Origin of the sequence: Marinomonas transparens (assembly GCF_016463975.1) — a bacterium.
GTDB classification, from domain to species: Bacteria; Pseudomonadota; Gammaproteobacteria; order Pseudomonadales; family Marinomonadaceae; genus Marinomonas; species Marinomonas transparens.
Window position 1 is genome coordinate 143,623 of the sequence record NZ_JAEMNX010000003.1, and the last position, 20,403, is coordinate 164,025.

Sequence of the window (20,403 nt, forward strand, 5' to 3'; positions counted from 1 at the left end):
TGTAGACCTAAGTTTGATTGCCTTAAGTGAACTGCCTAATATGGCTCACATTCAGGTGCCCAGTAAAACGGCACTGATTGCTGGAACGGTTGTGCCAATGACTTCTTGAGTGCTGGCAACGACAGGTAAAGTTGCAGACATAACACTTTCAACGACTGTTGGTGTGTTGTAGAGACCCATACCACCACCAATGCCCAGAGCGAAAGCCATCAAGCTTTGGCGAGCGATACCGCCCACAATACCCACCAGAACCATGGCTCCCGCTACGATCCGTCCCAAAGTACCTTGGGTCCAATCTTTTAGGGTATCCCACACATCGGTGAAAGCATCACCACCGGTGCCCGCAAATGAGGGCTCCGAAATCATTAACGCCATTAAACCAAGCGCACCAATAGTCATTAGGCGCTGAGTTTGAATGGTGCGAACTGCATTTGTCATTCGTTAGTTTCTCCGTAGATACTCAAGTTATCGCGCTTACCATCAGCTCCCGCTGAGGCAGAATCGCTTTGAGTCTGAAGTGGACGTAGCACTGGCGAAACCGTTCGAGGTGCTGACACCCCAATATCCCACCGGCGCGGTTCAATTTCGGTAAACACGTAGCTGGATAAATTCAGATCCCCACGGTCATCCTCCCAAGGCGCAATCCAAATCCGCATTACCCTTGAAGGAATGCGAATAGGTGCAGATTGCTGCGTCTCGGGTAATGCCGGATGGCTCAGCAGTCCTGTCTCTAAATCAGATTGTGAATACCCAGAGGGAGAACCAATTCGAGTCGCCACAGCATCAATCGTCTTGGGTGCAGCGCCATTACTGGTAAGCTCATAGACTTCACGAGCGGATAAACAGCGCACACCGTCAGGCATACCTGGGCATCCATATTCACTACTCCCAAGACCCAATGAACTACAGCCAGACAATAAGGTTGAGCCGACTGCCAATAAAAGTAATCCAGCTTTAGACCACTGTTTTGGCTGGTGCTTTGAGTTGTTCTGCATTGATGTCGTCATGGTTAACTCTCCTCTGGATACACATCTTATTGTCTGAAACGGACTTCGATCGGTTAGCAACATGCAGGATTTTTTCATCTTCTTGCACCTCCCCCTTGCGAAGTGGCCAACGACAACGAGGCACCACGAGTGACTATGACTTCAATTTTCCTTGCAGCGTCTACCTCTATGACTGGGAACATATTTTCAGCCATGTCCAAATAGAACTTGGCCACTCGATCCAATGCTTTACCGGTGCCTTTAATCGCAGCACCTTGTAATGCTTCTTGACTCATGACTTGCTGGTACAACTGAGTATCACCGGCATTACCCGTCTGAATCGTCGGCACAGGATTTACATCAAATGCGCCAGCCAACCCCTGAAGGAACCCGGCCATCATCGATTTGGCCACCAGCTGGCCTTGTTTCGACACTAATCGGCCACGAATACCGGCTTTGCCGTCTTCACCCACGGCATAAGAATCCAGTCGTGTTTCAATGACGCCACCATCTTCTCTCACACATGAAATGGTCTCGCCTCGCAAATAGGCACGCTCAGAGCTCAAATCACCGTAACCTGCGGCGATCAAGAAACACTCTTTGATATCCGCTCTAAATCGGTTGGGTAAGATGGCTTCCTTTTGAATCCTCAGCAATGCAGGAAAAGGCTCGCGTCTTGCGGACTCGTGAGTAGGAGCATCCAAACCCGTGATCAAAGTGCCTGAGATGATGCTGCCCGCCGGTAGATACAATGGCGGCGCTTCTTGCACAACAACGTCTGGTTCGGCAACCACTTCAGGCTCAATCATACGAATCGTGATTGGCGGCAATGGAACATCTCGTGCTCGTGTACCTTGGCCATTGGCTGGCTGCTGATAGAGCGGATCAGGCAGCGGCGCATTGGCAAAATAATCGTCTGGGTTAGACGGCAGTGGCTTTTCGTCTTTAGGTAATTCCATGGCAGATAAAGGCACTTCAAAACGGCTATTTGTGCCTTCAACTGCTGCATCACCTCCAGCGCGAACATCATCTAGTTCCGCTCTAAGGCGGGCCAGCTCCGCATTGACCTCACTTGGTATAGAAGGCGAACCTGGGCTTAGCCGTCCTGAATCGACGTCACGACGCAAGCGCTCAACTTCACGACGTAACTGTTCATTGCGCTCACTGAGTAGTTTTACGTTCGCAGCCAAACTATCGACCCCAACATCACGAGTATTGGTATCCGTAAGAATGTGCCGGATCGTTTCCTGCCGGTTCCGACTGCTTGAGCCATCGTCAGGATTAGGTGAAAACACCATCACCATAAGGATGAGACCACCAGCAATACCAGCAACCGATAGACCCCGCTTCATGTTCGGGCTCATTTGTTCCCATTGTGCTTTCATCGTTATTCACCTCCCACAAGAAGCGAAGGTCGCTGACTTTCCACCGCTTCTTCACGATGATTGCGAACAACCACATACAACTCAGTCTTTTCACCCGGCAACAAGATATTGCGAGGCCAGTAGGCGCTTGCCACTATATCTGGTGCGTTGCAGGCTATCTCACTGGCTTCTATCGGCTCATCGGCAAAGCTTTCAACCAGTCCTACATAGACGGTGAAGTAATGTCCCGTCACAATTTGCCCCTGCTTAAAACCAAACTTTAAGCCCGGCTGAAAACATTTCGGGCTTGTGTCAGTTTGGCCAGCCAAACGGATGTCATAGCCTTGTGGTAACTCATTTAGTGCAAGGCGTCTGAGTAAATCACGTAAGCTATCGACGTATGGCTGAGCCGTTTCCCAAGTGGCGGCTTTTCGGTTCACGACGCCCTTAATAGGCCACTGCTGACCATCAATAGCTAAGGTGATTTCACGCGGTGGAATACGACGAGGTACTAAGGTGACAGATAATGCGGGCGCTTCCTGACCAGGCGGAGTGATGTAAAGTGAAACCGGTGATTCTTTGTCCGTGGCTACATATACAACATTCCCCTTGATTTGCGTCTGAGCATCACTGGTTGTTCTCACCTGAGGCGATTCAAACGGCGTCACAATCCGATTCAGATGACCAAGAGCTACAGGGATCAGTTCATTAACCCCCGGTGTCATCAGTAGCGTTGTTGGCACATCCGTTGAAACCGTATTGGTTTGAACCGGTGGATTTGCAGTAGCAGACTGCTTCATCACACTGGCTGGCACAATCGGCAATTCCACGTCTGCATACGACGCTTGAGATAACAGGACGCCACTCAAGCTCATTGCGATTAAGCTTGGTGTCATCCATCGACTAATTTTGGTTCGCATCATTCACCCTCCGGTTTTGCTCTTGGGTCAACTTTTCACGAACTCGCTTCGTTCTAGCTTTCCCCTCATACGTATCCATCCAGCTAAGTTTTGGACGGTATTGCTCAATATCGATGTCAAACTCATAGGTGCGAGTTTGGCGCTGTTCATCTCCAGATGATCCAGAAACCAAGGAATAACCGGTCACAAAGACATGGCCGGTTTCATACTCGTACTCCACTTGTCTGGGTTGGAATTTGAGCGTGACTCGGTCTTCGCGGATTTGTCTTGCCTGAATCTCCAGTGCATCGACCACTTGCTGGTACACCGCTGGAGAAAGTAGCGGCTCAATGGCAACCCGGATGAAAGACACATTGCCCGGCGTCACGTTGCCCATAAGCTCAGCTAGGTAGAGTCCCCAGGATTCAAGGTAAGGTTGAGTGGCTTGGTTTCGTGACACTTCAGCCGTTTCAGACAAGGTTGGTGGTTGAATAGCTACTACGGTATTGCGAGAAAATGCCGCTACCGCAAGCAGCAAATTAGATAGCACCAGCACCGCAATCAGAAACCGTTGCCATCGGTTCTCTAATTGCGTGCCTTGCCATGATTTTAAAAACACGTCGAACTTCACGGCAGATAGCTCCTGATAAATGGATTAGGGATCGTCTTGGCTTTGGTTGGCAACAGTCCGGCCCAGTAGATGGCGTGAAGAATAAAACCATCTGGGCGACCATCACGAAAACGCCGATAGAGCTTGGTTGTCACCAACCCCAATAGGCATAAAACCAAGGCATTACCGGTAAAAATGCCGATCACTAGCCCCAACAGAATGGGAGCCATCTCATCGGCACTCCAAAGCAGGAAGTGCGGCGGGTCATCGATATAGGATGGAATATTTACAGGTTCCATAGTCACTCCTCGTTGTTTGAATTGAGAAGTGAAGGATGCCTCGGGATTGGCAGCTTCAGTGGTCAGCTAGATGCCGAATTCTTGAAGGTTTTGAGGGTTCTACTCAGACAATACTAACAATTGATCTTTTTGATGCGGTTGATATGATGGGGATATTGGTCGTGTCGAGACCAGCTGCCCACTTTAGCAAACCCGGACGGGACGACATGCATATCAAATTTATTTTTTGCTTAGGTTTTTTCTGCGACCTCGGCAGTGGGCACCGTATTCGCTAATAGGAGAAACTCAATGCAAATTACTAAAATCATTTCCTCTGCCACGGTTGAACGTTTAAAGCAAAAAGCACGAAAGCTTAAACGTGAAAAATCTATTCCACACACTCAAGCACTCGATGAAATTGCAATCTCTGTTGGTTTTAATCATTGGCATCAAGTTGTACAAGCTAATGACTTACTGAAGCCATCAGAAGTGGCGTTATCTTCAGGATGTGTCATGGCTTTTGATGTCAAAGATGGTATGGATGTCGATACCAGTGATGGAGTTTTAATTGAAGACCACTTCTTGGAGATGCTCACTGAAAAGCAGCTATTTGAAATTTATGCCAATTCCCCTTATGAGGACGACGAACAAAACAGACCGCTAAAAGAAACGCTATCAGATTCAGAGCTTCATGAGTATTTTCGAGATGATTGTTCACTCATGTACTTTCGTCTTGCCGAACCTCATGCAGACAAACCGCTGAAAGAAATATTGGCTCTTATAAGACAGTACTCGTTTTGGATGCCGCAATATATTTGGCTTCAAGGTCACCTTATTGATACTTACCATTTGTCAGCTGAAGACGAGAACGGCAATACCGTAGGCGTCAGGTTTTAGCTCTACAAGATGAGGCCTGACAGGCCTCATATCTTCTTCTGCAAGTGGCTTAACGCCAACCCTGCCATCAATGCCAAGCCGATGATCAGCGACGGTATCACCACCGGTGGAATAGCCAGCGGGGCGAACAATCCCATAAACAGCAAAATGACGCCTGAGCCCAGGATAATCATGCTGTAGCGGTGAATGATAGGGCTCGAAAAATCAAAGGTTGTCTTCTTAATCTTCCAGGTCATCAAGCCGTCCCACAGCGCCGGTAACATGAGAATAAGCGCAAAGGGCAACCAGACCATCAGCAAAGCAAATCGAGTGAACACTTGGTACAACACATCAAAAAATGCCTGAATGCGGTCTTCTACCCACACAAACCAAAAGCCTCCCATGTTCTCCATCCCTTTAGAACGAAGTCGCTGCTCTTCAGTGGGGATTAGAAAATCACGCACAGATTGCTCCATCTGTGTATCCACAATCCATGACTGATACCAGCGATGGCTAGTTTGACCAATCCAATAGCTTGTTTGTGCGCCCAATTGATTTTGGATCATCTGCTTCTCTTTACTAATGACCCGGCCAGTCCAATCACCAGGCACTAACACGCCAATGGCAATAATCTCCAGCATCAGTGCCAGACACAGCAGCCAAACGGACTTATGCTTGCTCATGCCAAACTTCCTCTTCTACTCGCGCCAGCATGGCTGCAACGGTTGGCGTCATAATCCGGGCTTTAATCACTTGTTGAAGCCGCTTTGTCGTCGTATGGCCACTGACATAACGCACATCGATGCGTCCTTCAGCCAAATACGCCATCCGATTTGGACGATTACGAATCCAGGAGTAGAAATACACACCATCCACGGCGGCCCACTCGAAATGGTCAGGATCACGCAGGCGAATCCCCGTTAAAGCACTGGCGGCAGTCCAGGTCAGTGCCTCAACGAAATGCCACAGTCGTACACTGTCATCATCACAACTGACTTCTTCATAACTGCCCAAGCCATTACAAAGGCACAAATCAAAGATGGAGTGGCCATCTAACGTGAACGCATCCGTTAAATAGTCCGCCAAGCAATACACCGAGGCCAAAGCATGAGGCCAGTCGGTTTCAAGCAGTCTTAAGGCTTCCTTGAACTGGGGGTTATGTTGCTGCCACTGAGCGAGCATTTCTTTACTGGTAAGTGTTGTCATTTTCAGACAGACTGAATGATGCATACAGACTCCTTATGCTGCCTGTGTAGAGCTTGTTAAAATAGGAATGCGGCCTTTGATCACGCGGCCACCTGAAAGCTTGGCGATGTACTCCAGGTTGGGAAGCTGGCCTAATAACTGCGGTGGAAACATATCGCCTTCTTCCTCCATCAAGCGTTCGCCATGATTGCCGGTAAACAACGCGGGGCTGTCCGAGTTGGACGACATACCTTGAGTTTGCATGATATACTGCAACCGAGTCTTAGGCAGATTGTCGGTAATGTACTGCTGCGTTTCGGCGTCCATCACCCGAAGGGCTATCAAGTTGTTGATGTTACCTAACACCTGGCGAGCCTTAGCTTCACTGCCTGTACGAGCTGCAAAGTCAGCAAAGGTCTGAGTAGCAATCACACAACGCATTTTTGCGCCACGGCCTTTGTTGAGCAGTTGAATGAAGGGATCGTTGACGACTTCAGCCGCCTCATCGATGAAAATATTTACGGGACGATTATCAACACCATAGTTATAGCGGTCACCGGCCACGGCGGTGAGATCGGATAAAAGCAACGAACCAATGGCGCTGCCAACCATGGCGTCGGTCAATGAATCCAACCCGATATACGCCACTTGGGCATTGTTGATAATACGGCCAGAATCCGTAATTAACCGGCTGTCATCCACATCGTTTGCAATCGGTGATAGCAATGGACCTAGTTCACTTGATGTGAGCATATTGAGCACCGGCATCAATGAGGCCACCATCTTGGAATAGTGGGTTCTGTCATGCTCAAACATGCTCAAAAGGCCTTCCAAATCGGTATTGGCGGCAACGGGCTGAATGCGTTCGTAGTAAAAAAGCAGCATCGCCATAGCTTGTTTTGCCAAGGTATTGGCCTTTTCGGTAAAGCGCTTAATCTCCACACTAAAGTTCGGATATACCTGCTCACCCCAAGCCGTGACAGCTTTTACTACCAAGCCTTCTGGGCCGCCTTCCAAGAATCGTCTCAGAGTCTTCAGATCAGGACGTTGTGACGTAAGCAACAAACCTTGCACGATGTTATTCAGTGCCATTTGGCCAAAGGCTTTAAATGGATCAGCACCGGTTTCGGATGGGATTAAGGCCGCAATTCGGCTGGCAATTTCAGTGCCCCGGTTAAAGTTCCTCAGGGGATTAAGTCGTACTGAATGCTCAGGAAAGCCCGGATGAAAATACACAAAGCGCTCAGGACTACCGGCGGCAATACAGGCTCGCTGCGCATTATCCTTAAGTTCCTTGTCTCCCTTAGGGTCAATAATAATCACGGCTTCATTACGCAAAATGGCCTGGGTGATCATCGCATCAAAGCATCGGGTTTTTCCGGCACCGGTCGTACCGACAATTAAGGTATGCCCCTCGGTGTGACCAACTGGCTGGTACACATCTTCTTCTTTGGGCTCGACACCATGAATCCAGGTCGAACCCATTTGTTTGCCATGACCTTGGTTAAGCAAGGTTTGCTTATCCCGCTTTAGGATTTCATAAGCGCGCTGGGCATGACGTTGATCCCACTCAAAGCCATACCCTAACCACAATTCATCTGGATGTTTTGCCATCACCTTTTGCAAATGCGACAGCTCCATAAATGCCAATGGTTTGCCTTTTAGCCCCATCTGCAACTTATAAAGGCGATAAGCCTCAGGAAGGCGGTACAACGCCATGCCCGAGGAAATCCCTGTCATCCACCAAAATGGCTCAGGTGGTAGCTCAGTCAGCATTTCTGCGGCAAATGCCCCAGTTGCACCAACCAGCCAACCTGCTGCTGCCATGGCTTCATAGTTCGTGCGCCAGGGCATCTCATATGCGTTTTCTTTCATTCATGCTCCGCAAAATAACCGTTTACAATCCGCTTAACTTCAAATGGATTAACGTTTAGCGTGAGCGGTAAACAGAACCGTTTCCCCCTCATCAAACTGGCATTGGTCACTGGCCGAGATCCCCCGAAGCAGCTGTCCGGCTGGAATGCCATGCTCATTGGCGACTTGGCGTAAGGTTTGAATCGTGACGCGAATACCATCGGCACTATGATCCACGTCTGGGTAATCGCCATCGGTCAGTAAGATGGGCAAATCTTTCACAAAACTAACCATCTGTTGCCGCTGCGCGTGTTTGGGGTCTGTACTTGAGTTCGCATTGGCCACAATCGGCTTTTGCTTACGCTCCGCTCTTGTGGCAGGCTCTTTTGCTTGGGCATTGGTTGTCTTAGTTCGACTCGGACGCTGTGAAGCCTCTTCGTTCTGAATTGCTGCCGCCGGTTCTGCGTCTTGTTTGGGAAGGTCAATCAGTGCAGTAAGCCCTTTAGAAATCGATACTTTCAGCAGTAACCCTTGCTCCTGAACGCCATCATTCGTAGTCACAGTTCTGGCCTTACGTGTCGGGTTTGCGGGATCTAATTCAAGCCAATCTAATCGACTGAGTTCAGCAAGCAGTTTTCGGGGTGCACACCAAGGTCTTACGGCATCGGGATAGCGGATCAGAAGCTGTTCACCAACCATAATCAACGCACTGCTGGCCTCTTGGAGCCACGCCAAAGATTCAGGCAGATTCAATGCTTCTGCATCGTGCTGGTTTACGTTATTTGAGATAGCGCCATCATATGAATTGTTAGGCTTTTCGCATTCATCACCTGGAGCATTTTCAGTTGCCTGAAGGTGATTAACATCACTGGCAAGACGAAGTTCATCATCTTGGTCGGACGATTTTGACGATGGCGACTCAGCCGAATTGCTATGTTCGATTGATGATGAAGCTTCAGGCAAGTCTGAATGCTCACTGGAGCGACTCTGTGGCTCTGCTTGTGTTTGCTGTGTTGCTTCCCACTCAGATTTGTTAAACAGTCTCACGCTACTTGGTACATTCGAGCTGAACAATAAATCGGCCTCAACTATATGCAGCATGGGTAGCCAGATTGGCTTGCCGTCTTTGATCAGCACTTCAGGGGCAAAGCTTTCATATCGCTCATTTGAGGCGGATTTAGTGGCCAATCCTCGCTCAATGAGGATGTCCGCAAGGGTATCGGGATCTCTTGGAATGCCAGGTATCTTGTCTTTGGCCAACAGCTCAATGATGTCCTTAGCCGCACTTTTCCAAACCAGGTAAAGATGGGTTGATTGATTCGATTTTCGTACCCAGACTCTGGCGTCTCGCTGATTGACCAGCCATTGCGAACTGGCAAGCAATCGCCTCATAGCATCAAGTAGATAGCGTTCGACAGGGACACCAAGGGCATTGTCGTCAGCGGAAATTCGTTGCGCTTTCAGGTCTCGCTGGACACTGGTTTGGTCAGCTTCAATAACCAGTTTAGACAGGACATGCTCGGGATCGGTATTGCCAATTGCCTCCAGCATGGCTTGCAAAATCTCAGGGCCAGGTTGGGTTAACCAGGCGAGCAACTCAGGTGTCATCAGCCGGTTTAACACCAGAATTGAGAATTGCTCGTGCCGCTTACACCGTCCGTCGCGCCAGCGAATGAAATAGCGTTCAATGCTGTTATTAGAGGTCCACTGGGATAGTGTTTCTAAAAAAGGGTTCCACTGATAGCGTCCATCTTCGTCTGTGATGGACAAGTCTGAAACAGGCTTACCAATATCATGGAACAAACCGCCAAGAGCCGCTGCAACACGCCATCTTGGTTCCAGCTCTTTTTTCTCAACCGGTGTGCCACTGGCAACAAAGATGATCCCTTCAGCTGCCTGTGCCGCCCAGAAAGCAACTTCCAAAGAATGACGTAATAAACCACCCGCACCACTGTGGTGGTGATGCTCAGAAGCTGGCAGCAAGTGGACATAAGCAGCCAGATGGTCAATACAGGGCTGAATCAACCGTTGAAAATCAGGCTGGTTAAAGCCAAGTACCTGGCGCAGTTTGGCAATTAGCTCGTCTTGTGTGGACTGCAAATCTTCAGGTGAGGCAGCTGGCAACCCCTTCAGAAATGGCGGATAGCGCGGAATTTCTGTATCCAGTTGCGATGACAGCTCTGGTAGTACTTTGGTTTGAAAAAATAGGTTTTTGAACACAGTGAACCTCCGACACGATAGTGTGAAGGTTTAAACAGAGTTGTTTAGTTCGATAGCTTCAAGAATCTTGCATCAAACTGCCATATCATTTTCAGGCCACCAAGAGGCTAACAACCTGCGGTCAATGTTTTACGAGTTCTTTTGATGGATACTTTAGTTGCCATGTTTCAATTAGAAATAACGCTGCGGTACTTGCTGAGTGAATAGCTAACTTGGCTATACGGGCATCTAGTCGTACACAGCTTCACCACCACATCAGCCAATGATACGATCTAAACCAGTTGCCAAAACTTCTTCATGGTAACGAATCATTTGTATCGGCGGACTCGGGCTACCATGGTGTAGAAAAGCGCACAGAGACCAAGGATAAGAAAGTCGATTGGTTAGTGGCGGAGATGCCTAGCAAGATACGTGCTTGGAAAAAGCATCCCCGTCTCAATAAGCAGCTGATCCGAACGGAATACTTAAAGGCGAGTATCAGAGCGAAAGTTGAGCATCCGTTTAGAATTTTGAAATGTCAGTTTGGGTTCCGCAAAGCCGTCTACAAAGGCCTGACTAAAAATGACAATAAGCTCGCGGTGCTGTTTGCACTTGGAAATTTGTTACGAGTGGATCAGATGATACGGTCTGCGCGGGGATAGTCCGTCCAAATGACGGGTATTTAGCTGCTTAAAGCAGCGTAATAGCGGAAAACTGCGGCTAATTGGTACTTTTTAATAATGGTTGGATGCGGAGCAAGCCAGATCAAAATCATCTAACTTGTTCGTAGTATCCCTACCGTTGTCACGGTCAAACCTATGCGAGTCACCCCAGCTGAGCTGGGGGTTTATCAATGTTTAATTAGTTCAAAAAAGGAACGAGCATGATCTAAGTTGAAAATATTTAGGGAGCCAGTTAATTTTAGCCCGGCTTCGGCCATAAGCGAACCTATATGGGGTTTTGTGCCCCTCCCCTATAAGAGTTAACCTGGTTCGGAATGGATTGCCTCATGACCGGGGGACTTATTCGCAGTCTATTCAGAAGACCGTTGAAAGCCACTCTAAAAAGACTTTAACCCTAGCTGAATATTGTCTGTTACGTGGATAAAGTACGGAAACAGGGCTGGGTTCCGGCGGGTAACACTCAAGTATTGCCACCAATGAACCATCGCGAAGACTTTGCTCCACATGGTAGCGCGGCACCTGTATTATTCCCAAGCCCTGACGTGCTGCAGTAACCAGCGTTTCCGCGGAATTTACCATGAGTGAAACGGGGGCAGAATAATTGATGAGGCTTCCATCTGAAGCAAATTCCAGCGGCATGGCCACACTACTGCCCGTGGCCCGAAAGCCAATCATCTTGTGATTTTCTAGGTCGTTCAAACGCATGGGGGTGCCATGGGTTTGCAAATACTCAGGCGAAGCGACGGTAATCTCTTCCAACAAACCAATTTGGCGTGCGATGAGATCTACTGACTTTATCGCGCCGACGCGTATAACACAGTCGATACCTTCCTTTACCGCGTCTGAAAGTTTATCGCCTTCACTCATGAACATCTCAATTTCAGGATAGTCAGCCAGGAATTGAGGAAGTTTCGGCAGTAAAAAATGGCGTGCCAGCGTGCCATGAACATCTACGCGCAACGCGCCTTTAGGCTTTGCACCAGAAAAGGCGGTTTCTGCATCTTCAACTTCCTGAATGATCGACAAGCAGCGTTTGTAAAAGGCGTCACCATCAATGGTGGGGTTAACCTGCCGGGTGGTTCTTTCAAGCAATACAACGCCAATCCTTTGCTCAAGCCGCTTTACGACATCAGTAACCGTTGAGCGGGGGATATTTAAATCCTCGGCGGCCAGCGTAAAACTTTGTCTTTCAAGTACGCGGGTAAACACCCGCATCGCCTCTATTCTGTCCATTATTGTTCGTCTTTTTCGGATTCAGTTATCGAATATTAGCTGATTATCCGTAAAAAAAAAATTGTTACCTTAGTCATCAGTCACCAACGAAACGATTAACAATCCTTAGGAGGATGTATGACAGAACGTAATAAAGTGGCATTAGTGACTGGCGCGTCCAGAGGAATCGGCGCCAGTATTGCTCTTCGCTTGGCCAAGGACGGTTTTACCGTTGTTGTCAATTATGCGGGAAATAAAAGTGCGGCTGAACAGGTCGTCACCCGGATCACCGAGGCTGGCGGTCAGGCGATAGCACATCAGGCTGATGTATCTGATGCGAACGCCGTGCGGGCGATGTTTGACCAGGTTGAAAACGTATTTGGCAGTATCGATGTTCTTGTTAATAACGCCGGCATCATGGATCTGCAGCCGCTGGCGAAAGCTGATGAACAACACGTTGACAGACAAATCGATATCAATCTGAAAGGCACTATCAATACCCTGCGTGAAGCATCAACACGGCTAAACCACGGCGGTCGGGTGATCAACTTTTCCACCTCGGTAGTAGGGTTGAAACTCGAAAACTATGGTGTATATGCGGCTACCAAAGCGGCCGTTGAAACACTCACAGCCATTATGGCGAAAGAGATGCGCGGTAAGGAAATTACGGTGAATGTCATCGCCCCTGGCCCCACGGCAACAGACCTATTTTTAAAAGGGAAGTCGGACGAACTGATTGAGCGCATGGCGAAAATGAATCCGCTGGAACGACTGGGTACACCCGAAGATATTGCGGCAGTGGTTTCCATGCTGGCGAGTACCGACAGTGGTTGGATAAATGGTCAGGTGATCAGAGCAAACGGCGGTGTTATTTAAGGAGAAGGTTATGTCAAAGAAATCCGTTATCGTAACAGGCTCATCCAGTGGATTTGGCCGTCTAATTTCAGTCGCGCTTGCCCGGGCGGGGCACCACGTTTACGCGTCAATGCGTGATGTAGAAGGTAAAAATGCTGACAACGCCCGGCAACTCAGCGCGCTGAGCCGTGACGAAGGGATCACCATTACGCCGTTGGAACTGGATGTTCAGTCGGAGAATTCCGTCTCGCAGGCAGTCAACACGGTCATCAATGAACGCGGAGCGATTGATATCATCGTACACAATGCTGGTCACATGATGTTTGGACCAGCCGAAGCGTTCACACCTGAGCAATTTGCCCAGCAGTATGATGTTAACGTGTTGGGCACGCAACGACTGAACCGGGCGGCATTACCCTTTATGCGTAAACGTGGGGAAGGCTATCTTATCTGGATTTCCAGCTCCAGTTCGGCCGGTGGCACGCCACCCTATCTGGCGCCTTATTTTGCCGCCAAAGCAGCGATGGATTCTTTGGCCGTGCAGTATGCAAGGGAGCTGAGTCGCTGGGGAATTGAAACCACTATCGTTGTGCCCGGTGCGTTTACTAAGGGGACAAATCACTTCGCCCATGCCGGTCAACCGCAGGATGTGCAGCGGGTTGCTGAATACGAGAATGGCCCTTACGCCAACTTTGGTGAGGTGGTGAAATCGTCTTTTGCTGAGATTGTGCCTGATGATGCAGATCCGGCACCGGTTGCCGACATGATTGTCGATGCCGTATCGCAACCTTTCGGCAGCAAACCGTTTCGCATTCATTTCGACCCTACGCAAGATGGCGCAGACATCGGATTTGCGGTGCTGGATCGAGTCAGAGCAGAGATGCTACATCGCGTAGGACTGGCTGATTTGCTGGTACCAAGCACAAAGCCATGACCTTTCAGGCTGCCGTGATTGCGACATCATGACAGCCGCCATTGAGGTGAAAAATGCACACAATACTCGTCTTGGTTTGCGGCGTGATACTGCTGGGGGTGTTCCTGTCATTCGGGTGGTTATGGCACATGACGCCATTCCCTAGCGCAAAAATGCTCAAGTTATTTATTCCTGTGTGGTTCGGTATTTCGGGCTGGAACCTGTGGATAGGTGTAGTCACCGCAGGCTACTCGCTTTACGAAGAGGCGTTGGTGTTCCCACAAGTGTTTCTCCCTCCGGTTTGCCTGGCTCTGGCCATCATGTATTGGCTGTGAAACGGGACTGCAGTGGTAAAGAAATAGCTGACCAATGAGCGAATAATTCTACAGAGAAGGTAAAAGTAATGTTTGATGGAAAATACATATTAATCAGTGCGGTTGCTGCAATTATGGCAACCATCGCGGCAACAGTTTCCAATGGTCTTGGCTGGCCGGTATGGGCCATGTTTATAGGGTGGGTGGCCTTTTTCTTCGGCAAAAGTTCTTTGTCAGGTGCGGCGGCAACATTCGGTTGTCTGGCGATAGGCTTAGTGCTTGGCAATGTTGCAGGCATTTGTATCGGCCTGTTAGCGCCAAAAGCGGGGTTCTGGGCGATTAGTCCGGTGGTTTTTGTGGTGGCTACGGTGGTGGTATCATTACGTGGGGTGCCGGTTTTGAACAATATCCCGGCTTACTTTCTGGGTTTAATCACGTTCTTTGCCGCGTATTTGCCACTAGGAGTTTCCGCTACAGTGTCGTTGATATTGCCAACCGCATTAGGCGTCGTCGCGGCATTTTGTACTGGTGTGCTCCAAAAGCATATGAGTGTAAAAGCACCTGTCTAGGATGCAATGTAGACACAAAGGGTTGTGGACTAACGAGAAAAGCCACAGCGGCAGCAATATCCTCCACAGAACCTATGTGTTGGTCAAGAAATTACATATCAAGGTGGCTATAGGAACCTTTGTACTTGTTGTGTGTCGTCCTAAAATACGTTGACAGTTTTACACTAAGCCAACTGCGTTAGCAGTTGGCTTTTTCATGCAGCTCATTCGGGGTTCTCATCCCAAGGCTAAGGTGTGGTCTCATATTGTTATAGATGTTGATTGATTCCTTTACTAACTGCTCAAGCTCAACGATATCCTTACACTCATAAAGTAAAAATTCTTGTTTAAGGATGCCGTTTACTCTTTCTGCTAACGCATTCTGAAAACAGTCATAACCATCCGTTATTCATTGCTTGATTGTGCTTTTTTAAATCTATCTTGATAAACACCTGAGAAATATTGAAGCCCGCGATCTGAATGATGGATACACGAGCAACCATACCGACGTGTTCTTATCGCCATATCTAAAGCCTTTACAACATCCGTCGCTTTCATTTCATTGCTAAGTTCAACAGTTACTGCTTGATAGTGGTAACGATGAAGAGCACCTGTTTGGTGAGGTTCGCATAAATGGGAGTGAGTCGGCAATAGAGTATGTACTGAACTCTATTGTTCCTCCATTAAAAGATCTGTATCCGGGTATTAAATTAGACCTTGTCTCAGACGGCAAATTGAGTGATATCGTTGAACACGGGTTTGACGCAGGCATTCGTCTCAAAGACTTTGTACCCAAAGATATGATCGCTCTACCTATGGGTCCCAAAGTTCGCTTTATCGCGGTGGCCTTACCTCAATACTTAAAGCAATACCCGTCCCCAACAACGCCAAATGAACTTCATAAGCACCACTGTATTCGGCAACGTCTCCCAAGTGGCAAGCGCTATCATTGGGAGTTTTCCAAGCATGGGGGATCTGTGACAATCGACGTATCAGGCGATATTTCACTGGACAATAATAACCTGATGGTTAAGGCCGCTGTACAAGGGTTGGGAATTGCTTTCGTCCCGGAAAGCTTAGCTAAAGCTCAAATAGCTTCAGGTACGTTAACCGTTATATTGGATGATTGGTGCCCTGAAGAACCGGGGCTTCATGTGTATTTTCCCCAGTATCGTCATATGTTTCGAAGCCTCAGGGCCTTTCTTGACGTAGTAAAAGCTCAGCGTTTATAAGCGACTTATATAATTTCAAATATAAATAGACGACAGTTCGTAAGTAAGCACCTGGTAATCCCACTTAACGCTTACGCCGTCGCCGGTAGTTTGGGAAAATATCAATTTCAAAGGCACATACACGTTGGAGCAGGTTGGCGATCTTCCGGACCTGGAGGAGTTGATGGCACCGATTATTGGTTATCGGCCATTACCAGCAGTTTAATTCCCTTATGTAGGTCCCGTCATACGTGACCTGCAGAGGATTTTGCAATCTGCCGGGCAAAAACCGAAGGACCCCATTCTGGCTACCGAAACCGAGGGCCCCCCTCATCTTTAATACCGCAAAAAAAAGTTATCACTTTTCGCCATGACACACGAGCGTCGCGAAAGTTATTGTAGACATTTGGCGATTGTATCGCCTCAAGAGACTCGAAGCGTCAGACCGCCGAATCCGGATCCACTTAGTGCTTTCAGGCTTTAGTAGCGATTCTCTTAAGCGAGGTCGGCGATGCGAAGCGGGCTCGAGAAGCGATCGCGCAGTAGACCGATAGAGCGCAGGATCTGGCCGGGATGGCCGTTGTCAAAAGCCATCTGTATCAGTGCACTGCCGCTGGGGCTTGTCAGCAGCCGGTAGCCAAGTTCCCGCTTCAGCATCGGTGACAATATCGGGATTGCCTTCGGATCGGAAAGCAGTCGCACCATGCGCAGGACGCAATCTGTGACATCGCGGTCCATTTCGATCACGAAGGCACCTTGCTGGTCCCCGCGAATCTGTTCCGGTGCCAGAGCACCCATTTCCTCGAGTAATCCACTTAAGATTTCGAGGTCGAATTCGATCACTGCGCCGAGAAAGGGCTGATCGGGAGAAGCTTCGACAACGCGGCCGACGGAGGGCATCTCGACCGTGACGATTAAGGCTTCACCCGCGCGATAGCCATGCCGCTCTTCTCGGAAACTTGTCCATTTAGCCCCCTGCGCGACGACACAAAGGGCTGGGCGCGAAATGATGTGACTGGGTGGTTTTGCGTGGTCGGACCGAAGAAGGATGAGCCCATCGATCGCTGTCATCCACGGATTGGGGCCGGGCATCAACCCGGTTCAGTCAGCAATCGCTTCTGCAAGATCCTTCATCGTTCAATCCTCTTTCCAAGGCGGACTGCCACTCCTTGATCGTAGCAACTTCCACCAATTCTCACCCGTGTGGGAGTGTCCCGACGAGGAGCGTTCAGATCCTCATCCCGCCGGAGACTTCGATACGCTGAGCATTGACCCAGCGATTGTCTTCGCTGACAAGCGCAGCCACCATCATGCCGATATCGTCCGGCAACCCGGGCCGGCCAAGAGCAGTCATGTCACCGATCGCCTTCGCGACGTCTGGATTGTCGCGAACCGCGCCACCACTGAAGTCAGTGGCGATCGCGCCGGGAGCGATGCAGTTCACCGCGATCCCCCGACCACCGAGTTCGAAGGCCGTGTACTTGGTCAACGTTTCGACCGCCCCCTTTACCGTCGCGTATGCCGCACGGTTATTCATCACGACACGCGTCAGCCCGGAGGAGATCATCACGATGCGATCGCCGTCGTTCATCAACGGCACGAGCTTCTGACTGAGGAAGAAAACGCCCTTAACATGGATCCTGTAGAGCTCGTCGAAGGCCTCCTCTGTGGCATTGAGGAAGCTCATCCCGCTGGAATTGCCGGCGTTGTTAATAAGAAAATCGAAGCGGTCCGCGCCGAGCTCCGTCAACGCGACCTTCACCGCCTCGACGAAGCCGTCAAAACTGGCGCTTTCCCCGGTATCCAGTCGAAGTACAGCCGCACCGGCCTAACGGATCAACTCCGCGACCTTCTCGGCTTCGTCTTTGTTGGACTTGTAGGTGATCACCGAGGAGATGCCGCGCCTAGCAAGGATGAGTGCGGTGCTGCGGCCAAGGCCTCGTCCGCCGCCAGTCACAAGGGCAATTTTCCGTTCTCTGGTGGTATAAATCTGTTCCGCCATCTCTTTGTCTCCAGTTGATAAGTTTCTTGTCTTTTTACACCTGTAGGGACGGAGTGAGAATACCTAAAAAATGTATTTTCTTGCCCAATGCTGCTTTTTTGTCAGTTCAGTGTAAATGAGAACCGGCAAACGAACACCATAAATTGTAAGGTGCGAGCTTTGCCGGGGACCCTAACCGCTTTCCGGAGCGAAAGATCGGCGACGATATTCTTCAGGATACCTACCAGGTCCCTCAGGCCACATCATGGACAATCGCGGGATTTTGCCTTTCCGACGAACCAGCTTTGGCGGCTCCAAGCCTTCCCTTGATATTTAGTTCGGTACCGTATATTATTCGTTTGGTAGCGAAACAAAGGAGGACTAGTTTGGCAAATTCTAACCACACATCCGCAGGCGCTTGGGCGAAACACTATCACCTTGCCAGCAGGGCCATGATTGAACGTATTCTGCGTCCCTATGATCTGGGATCGACTCAGTGGTATGTGCTCTATCAGCTAGCAAATTGTGGTCCCACGCTGCAGCGAGAATTCCCGCAGATTTTGCAGATCGAAAGACCTGCACTCAGCGATGTAATCGCAGCACTCGTCCGCAAGGGCTTCGTGACGCAAGAGGCCGACGCAAGCGATCGACGGCAGCGTCTCTTGAGCTTGACTAAGGCCGGCGAAGAACTGTGGGCCGAACTGCCTGATCCAATTTCCATGATCTTGAATATCGCATTCGAAGGTGTCGACGAGTCTACCCTCGAGACCGTCATCACCGTGCTTCGGACTGCGACCGAGCGTCTCAATAACCATGTTTTTCAAGGAGTTCAAAAATGACAATTCTTGTAACCGGAGCAACCGGCCTTGTCGGCACCCGCCTTCTTCCCCGCCTCGTGGCATCCGGCATCGACTGCCGCGCGCTGGTACGAGGCGACAAGCCCGTTCCCCAGGGAGTGACCGCCGTCAAGGGCGACATTCTCGACCCAGCCTCCCTGCCCGCCGCACTCGACGGTGTCGAGGCGATCGTTCATCTGGCGGCAGTTCTGCGAACTGAAAACCCGGAAGACATCTGGAAGGCCAATGTCAAGGGCACGCGCAATCTGATTGAGGCCGCGAAGAAGAGCGCTCCTGACGCGCTGTTCGTCATGGCAAGTACGGGTCTCGTTTATAATCACGATGCCCGGCGTCCCTCCCGCGAGGATGACGACATCGCCCCCACGCGGGATTACCCGGCGAGCAAGGTGGAAGCTGAGAAGCTGGTGCGTGACAGCGGCCTCAACTGGTCAATCCTGCGCTTCGGCTTCGTCTATGGCGATGATGACGGGCATATCGCGCAGATTCCACACATCGCACAGCTGCTCAAGTTGCATCCTGCCAACCGGCTGAGCATGATCCATCATCGTGACATCGCCACCTGCATTCGCATGGCGCTGAACGGCGCAATGGACAAGCGGATCGTCAACACCGTGGATGAAGCGCCCATGACGATTTTCGAATTGAGCGCATTGGCAGGCTCGCCGATGGACACCGTCGAAACGCCGCTGAAAAACCCATGGTCCGGCGTTCTGGACGGCTCGTTGGCGCGAGACCTGGGGTTCCGGCCCGAAGTACGGACGACCACGCAGGCCGCGCAAGAAGGCGCTCTGTAAAGCTATCGACACTGCTTACTAAGACTTAGCCGTCGTCTGGCGGCCCGTCAGCGGAAAGTTGTGTTTTTCCTTCAAAAAAATTATCGGCTGCTCGCGTTCGTGACGATTCACGTTGTCACGGCACTAAGTCGCTCGTCCGTGAACAGCCGTCATCTGCGAGGTACATCATGTCATTTTCTCCCCGCTTGGCGAAAGCAGCAGTTTCGATAGCCCTGTCCTCTCCCTGGCGGAGCGAGACCGCCGATGTGCCCGTGCCCGCCGCCATGTGTGATGAATTCTGCGCTGAAATGGCGCGCCTTGCCAAGATGACGATTGTCGGGGATGGCGCTGAACCAGGCACCCAGGTCGGGCCGATACAGAGCAAGGATCAGTACTTTAAAGTTTTGGAGCTCATCGAGGATTCGAAGGCAAGAGGAACCATCGTCGCTGGCGGAGAGGCCCTAGAGCGCACTGGACGTTTTGTTGCGCCTGCGATCGCTCGCGACTTGCCCGACGACGCACCTCAGGTGCGCGAAGAACAGTTCGGGCCAGCTTTTCCCGTTCTGAAATACGACGATCTTGATGACCTCGTCGCCCGGGCGAATGATATAATCTACGGACTTGCCGGAACGATCTTGTCGTAAGACATCGAACGAGCCTTTGACCTCGCAAAGCGCATCGACACAGGGACTGTTTGGGTCAACCAGCACTGTGCGATTAACCCCACGATATTGCTACGGGGTGCCAAACAGTCCGAAATGGGGGTCGAACTCGGTGTAGAGGGCGCACAGTGGGTCGCGTTGAC

At 50.1% G+C, this 20,403-nt stretch carries 20 protein-coding genes and 4 pseudogenes; 10 read left to right on the top strand and 14 right to left on the bottom strand.

The window, feature by feature from the left end:
* Positions 1-51: 51 nt before the first annotated feature.
* From traA to traL, 6 genes are all read right to left on the bottom strand, one after another.
* Entirely contained in the window at positions 52-438 is a 387-nt protein-coding gene (gene traA, locus I8J31_RS05325; protein ID WP_000180225.1) for a TraA family conjugative transfer protein, read from the bottom strand.
* The gene (traV, locus tag I8J31_RS05330; protein WP_199467255.1) at positions 435-1,007 is read right to left on the bottom strand and encodes a type IV conjugative transfer system lipoprotein TraV; all 573 of its coding nucleotides are present in this window, start codon (positions 1,005-1,007) and stop codon (positions 435-437) included. The genes traA and traV overlap by 4 nt, the downstream gene beginning before the upstream one ends.
* A 74-nt stretch (positions 1,008-1,081) precedes the next feature.
* Positions 1,082-2,371 (bottom strand): TraB/VirB10 family protein, encoded by a 1,290-nt coding sequence (locus I8J31_RS05335; protein ID WP_199467256.1) that lies wholly within the window; start codon positions 2,369-2,371, stop codon positions 1,082-1,084.
* A 2-nt stretch (positions 2,372-2,373) separates the two neighbouring features.
* Positions 2,374-3,273, bottom strand: coding sequence for a TraK domain-containing protein (locus I8J31_RS05340; RefSeq protein ID WP_369122881.1), 900 nt, complete (start codon positions 3,271-3,273; stop codon positions 2,374-2,376).
* On the bottom strand, positions 3,254-3,880 hold the full coding sequence (locus I8J31_RS05345; protein WP_199467257.1) for a TraE/TraK family type IV conjugative transfer system protein: 627 nt from the start codon (positions 3,878-3,880) through the stop codon (positions 3,254-3,256). Before I8J31_RS05345 ends, I8J31_RS05340 begins: the two co-directional genes overlap by 20 nt.
* Complete coding sequence (traL, locus tag I8J31_RS05350) at positions 3,877-4,158, bottom strand: type IV conjugative transfer system protein TraL (protein ID WP_000433889.1); 282 nt, start codon at positions 4,156-4,158, stop codon at positions 3,877-3,879. The genes I8J31_RS05345 and traL overlap by 4 nt, the downstream gene beginning before the upstream one ends.
* A 35-nt stretch (positions 4,159-4,193) precedes the next feature.
* Between traL and I8J31_RS05355 the strand changes: the two genes are divergently transcribed.
* Together I8J31_RS05355 and I8J31_RS05360 are read left to right on the top strand one after the other, a co-directional pair.
* A complete protein-coding gene (locus I8J31_RS05355; protein WP_065870892.1) occupies positions 4,194-4,433 on the top strand; it encodes a hypothetical protein in 240 nt (79 codons plus the stop codon).
* Between the two features lie 13 nt (positions 4,434-4,446).
* Complete coding sequence (locus I8J31_RS05360) at positions 4,447-5,034, top strand: plasmid-related protein (RefSeq protein ID WP_199467258.1); 588 nt, start codon at positions 4,447-4,449, stop codon at positions 5,032-5,034.
* Positions 5,035-5,060: 26 nt separating this feature from the next.
* Here I8J31_RS05360 and I8J31_RS05365 read toward each other — a convergent pair whose 3' ends face one another.
* From I8J31_RS05365 to mobH, 4 genes are all read right to left on the bottom strand, one after another.
* Positions 5,061-5,696 (bottom strand): IncC plasmid conjugative DNA transfer DtrJ family protein, encoded by a 636-nt coding sequence (locus I8J31_RS05365; RefSeq protein ID WP_199467259.1) that lies wholly within the window; start codon positions 5,694-5,696, stop codon positions 5,061-5,063.
* Entirely contained in the window at positions 5,683-6,243 is a 561-nt protein-coding gene (locus tag I8J31_RS05370) for a conjugative transfer protein (protein WP_199467260.1), read from the bottom strand. Before I8J31_RS05370 ends, I8J31_RS05365 begins: the two co-directional genes overlap by 14 nt.
* A 9-nt stretch (positions 6,244-6,252) precedes the next feature.
* Complete coding sequence (traD, locus tag I8J31_RS05375; RefSeq protein ID WP_438941487.1) at positions 6,253-8,052, bottom strand: conjugative transfer system coupling protein TraD; 1,800 nt, start codon at positions 8,050-8,052, stop codon at positions 6,253-6,255.
* A 69-nt stretch (positions 8,053-8,121) separates the two neighbouring features.
* Positions 8,122-10,272 carry a MobH family relaxase gene (gene mobH, locus I8J31_RS05380; RefSeq protein WP_199467262.1) on the bottom strand — a complete coding sequence of 717 codons (2,151 nt, stop codon included), beginning with the start codon at positions 10,270-10,272 and terminating at the stop codon, positions 8,122-8,124.
* A gap of 243 nt (positions 10,273-10,515) precedes the next feature.
* Between mobH and I8J31_RS05390 the strand changes: the two are divergent.
* A pseudogene (locus I8J31_RS05390) lies at positions 10,516-10,913 on the top strand (transposase); the annotation flags it as partial.
* A gap of 375 nt (positions 10,914-11,288) precedes the next feature.
* Here the strand turns inward: I8J31_RS05390 and I8J31_RS05395 are convergent.
* Entirely contained in the window at positions 11,289-12,167 is an 879-nt protein-coding gene (locus tag I8J31_RS05395) for a LysR family transcriptional regulator (protein WP_199467263.1), read from the bottom strand.
* Positions 12,168-12,284: 117 nt separating this feature from the next.
* Here I8J31_RS05395 and I8J31_RS05400 point away from each other — a divergent pair, with 117 nt between their 5' ends.
* The 3 genes from I8J31_RS05400 (at position 12,285) to I8J31_RS05410 (ending at position 14,797) form a co-directional block, all read left to right on the top strand.
* Positions 12,285-13,022 carry an SDR family oxidoreductase gene (locus tag I8J31_RS05400; protein WP_199467264.1) on the top strand — a complete coding sequence of 246 codons (738 nt, stop codon included), beginning with the start codon at positions 12,285-12,287 and terminating at the stop codon, positions 13,020-13,022.
* A gap of 10 nt (positions 13,023-13,032) precedes the next feature.
* Positions 13,033-13,935 carry an SDR family oxidoreductase gene (locus I8J31_RS05405; RefSeq protein ID WP_199467265.1) on the top strand — a complete coding sequence of 301 codons (903 nt, stop codon included), beginning with the start codon at positions 13,033-13,035 and terminating at the stop codon, positions 13,933-13,935.
* Positions 13,936-14,317: 382 nt separating this feature from the next.
* Complete coding sequence (locus tag I8J31_RS05410) at positions 14,318-14,797, top strand: DUF1097 domain-containing protein (RefSeq protein WP_199467266.1); 480 nt, start codon at positions 14,318-14,320, stop codon at positions 14,795-14,797.
* Between the two features lie 178 nt (positions 14,798-14,975).
* Here I8J31_RS05410 and I8J31_RS20830 read toward each other — a convergent pair.
* Positions 14,976-15,349, bottom strand: a pseudogene (locus I8J31_RS20830) (integrase core domain-containing protein); the annotation flags it as partial.
* Positions 15,350-15,387: 38 nt separating this feature from the next.
* On the opposite strand from I8J31_RS20830, the gene I8J31_RS05420 reads away from it, so the two are divergent.
* A complete protein-coding gene (locus tag I8J31_RS05420) occupies positions 15,388-16,008 on the top strand; it encodes a LysR substrate-binding domain-containing protein (protein ID WP_199467438.1) in 621 nt (206 codons plus the stop codon).
* Positions 16,009-16,482: 474 nt separating this feature from the next.
* Here I8J31_RS05420 and I8J31_RS05425 read toward each other — a convergent pair whose 3' ends face one another.
* Complete coding sequence (locus tag I8J31_RS05425; protein ID WP_199467267.1) at positions 16,483-17,058, bottom strand: AraC family transcriptional regulator; 576 nt, start codon at positions 17,056-17,058, stop codon at positions 16,483-16,485.
* A gap of 157 nt (positions 17,059-17,215) precedes the next feature.
* Positions 17,216-17,989, bottom strand: a pseudogene (locus tag I8J31_RS05430) (SDR family NAD(P)-dependent oxidoreductase).
* Between the two features lie 365 nt (positions 17,990-18,354).
* Here I8J31_RS05430 and I8J31_RS05435 point away from each other — a divergent pair.
* The 3 genes and pseudogenes from I8J31_RS05435 to I8J31_RS05445 form a co-directional block, all read left to right on the top strand.
* Complete coding sequence (locus tag I8J31_RS05435; protein ID WP_199467268.1) at positions 18,355-18,807, top strand: MarR family winged helix-turn-helix transcriptional regulator; 453 nt, start codon at positions 18,355-18,357, stop codon at positions 18,805-18,807.
* On the top strand, positions 18,804-19,619 hold the full coding sequence (locus I8J31_RS05440) for an NAD-dependent epimerase/dehydratase family protein (RefSeq protein ID WP_199467269.1): 816 nt from the start codon (positions 18,804-18,806) through the stop codon (positions 19,617-19,619). The genes I8J31_RS05435 and I8J31_RS05440 overlap by 4 nt, the downstream gene beginning before the upstream one ends.
* Before the next feature lie 167 nt (positions 19,620-19,786).
* A pseudogene (locus I8J31_RS05445) lies at positions 19,787-20,380 on the top strand (aldehyde dehydrogenase family protein); the annotation flags it as partial.
* Between the last annotated feature and the right edge of the window lie 23 nt (positions 20,381-20,403).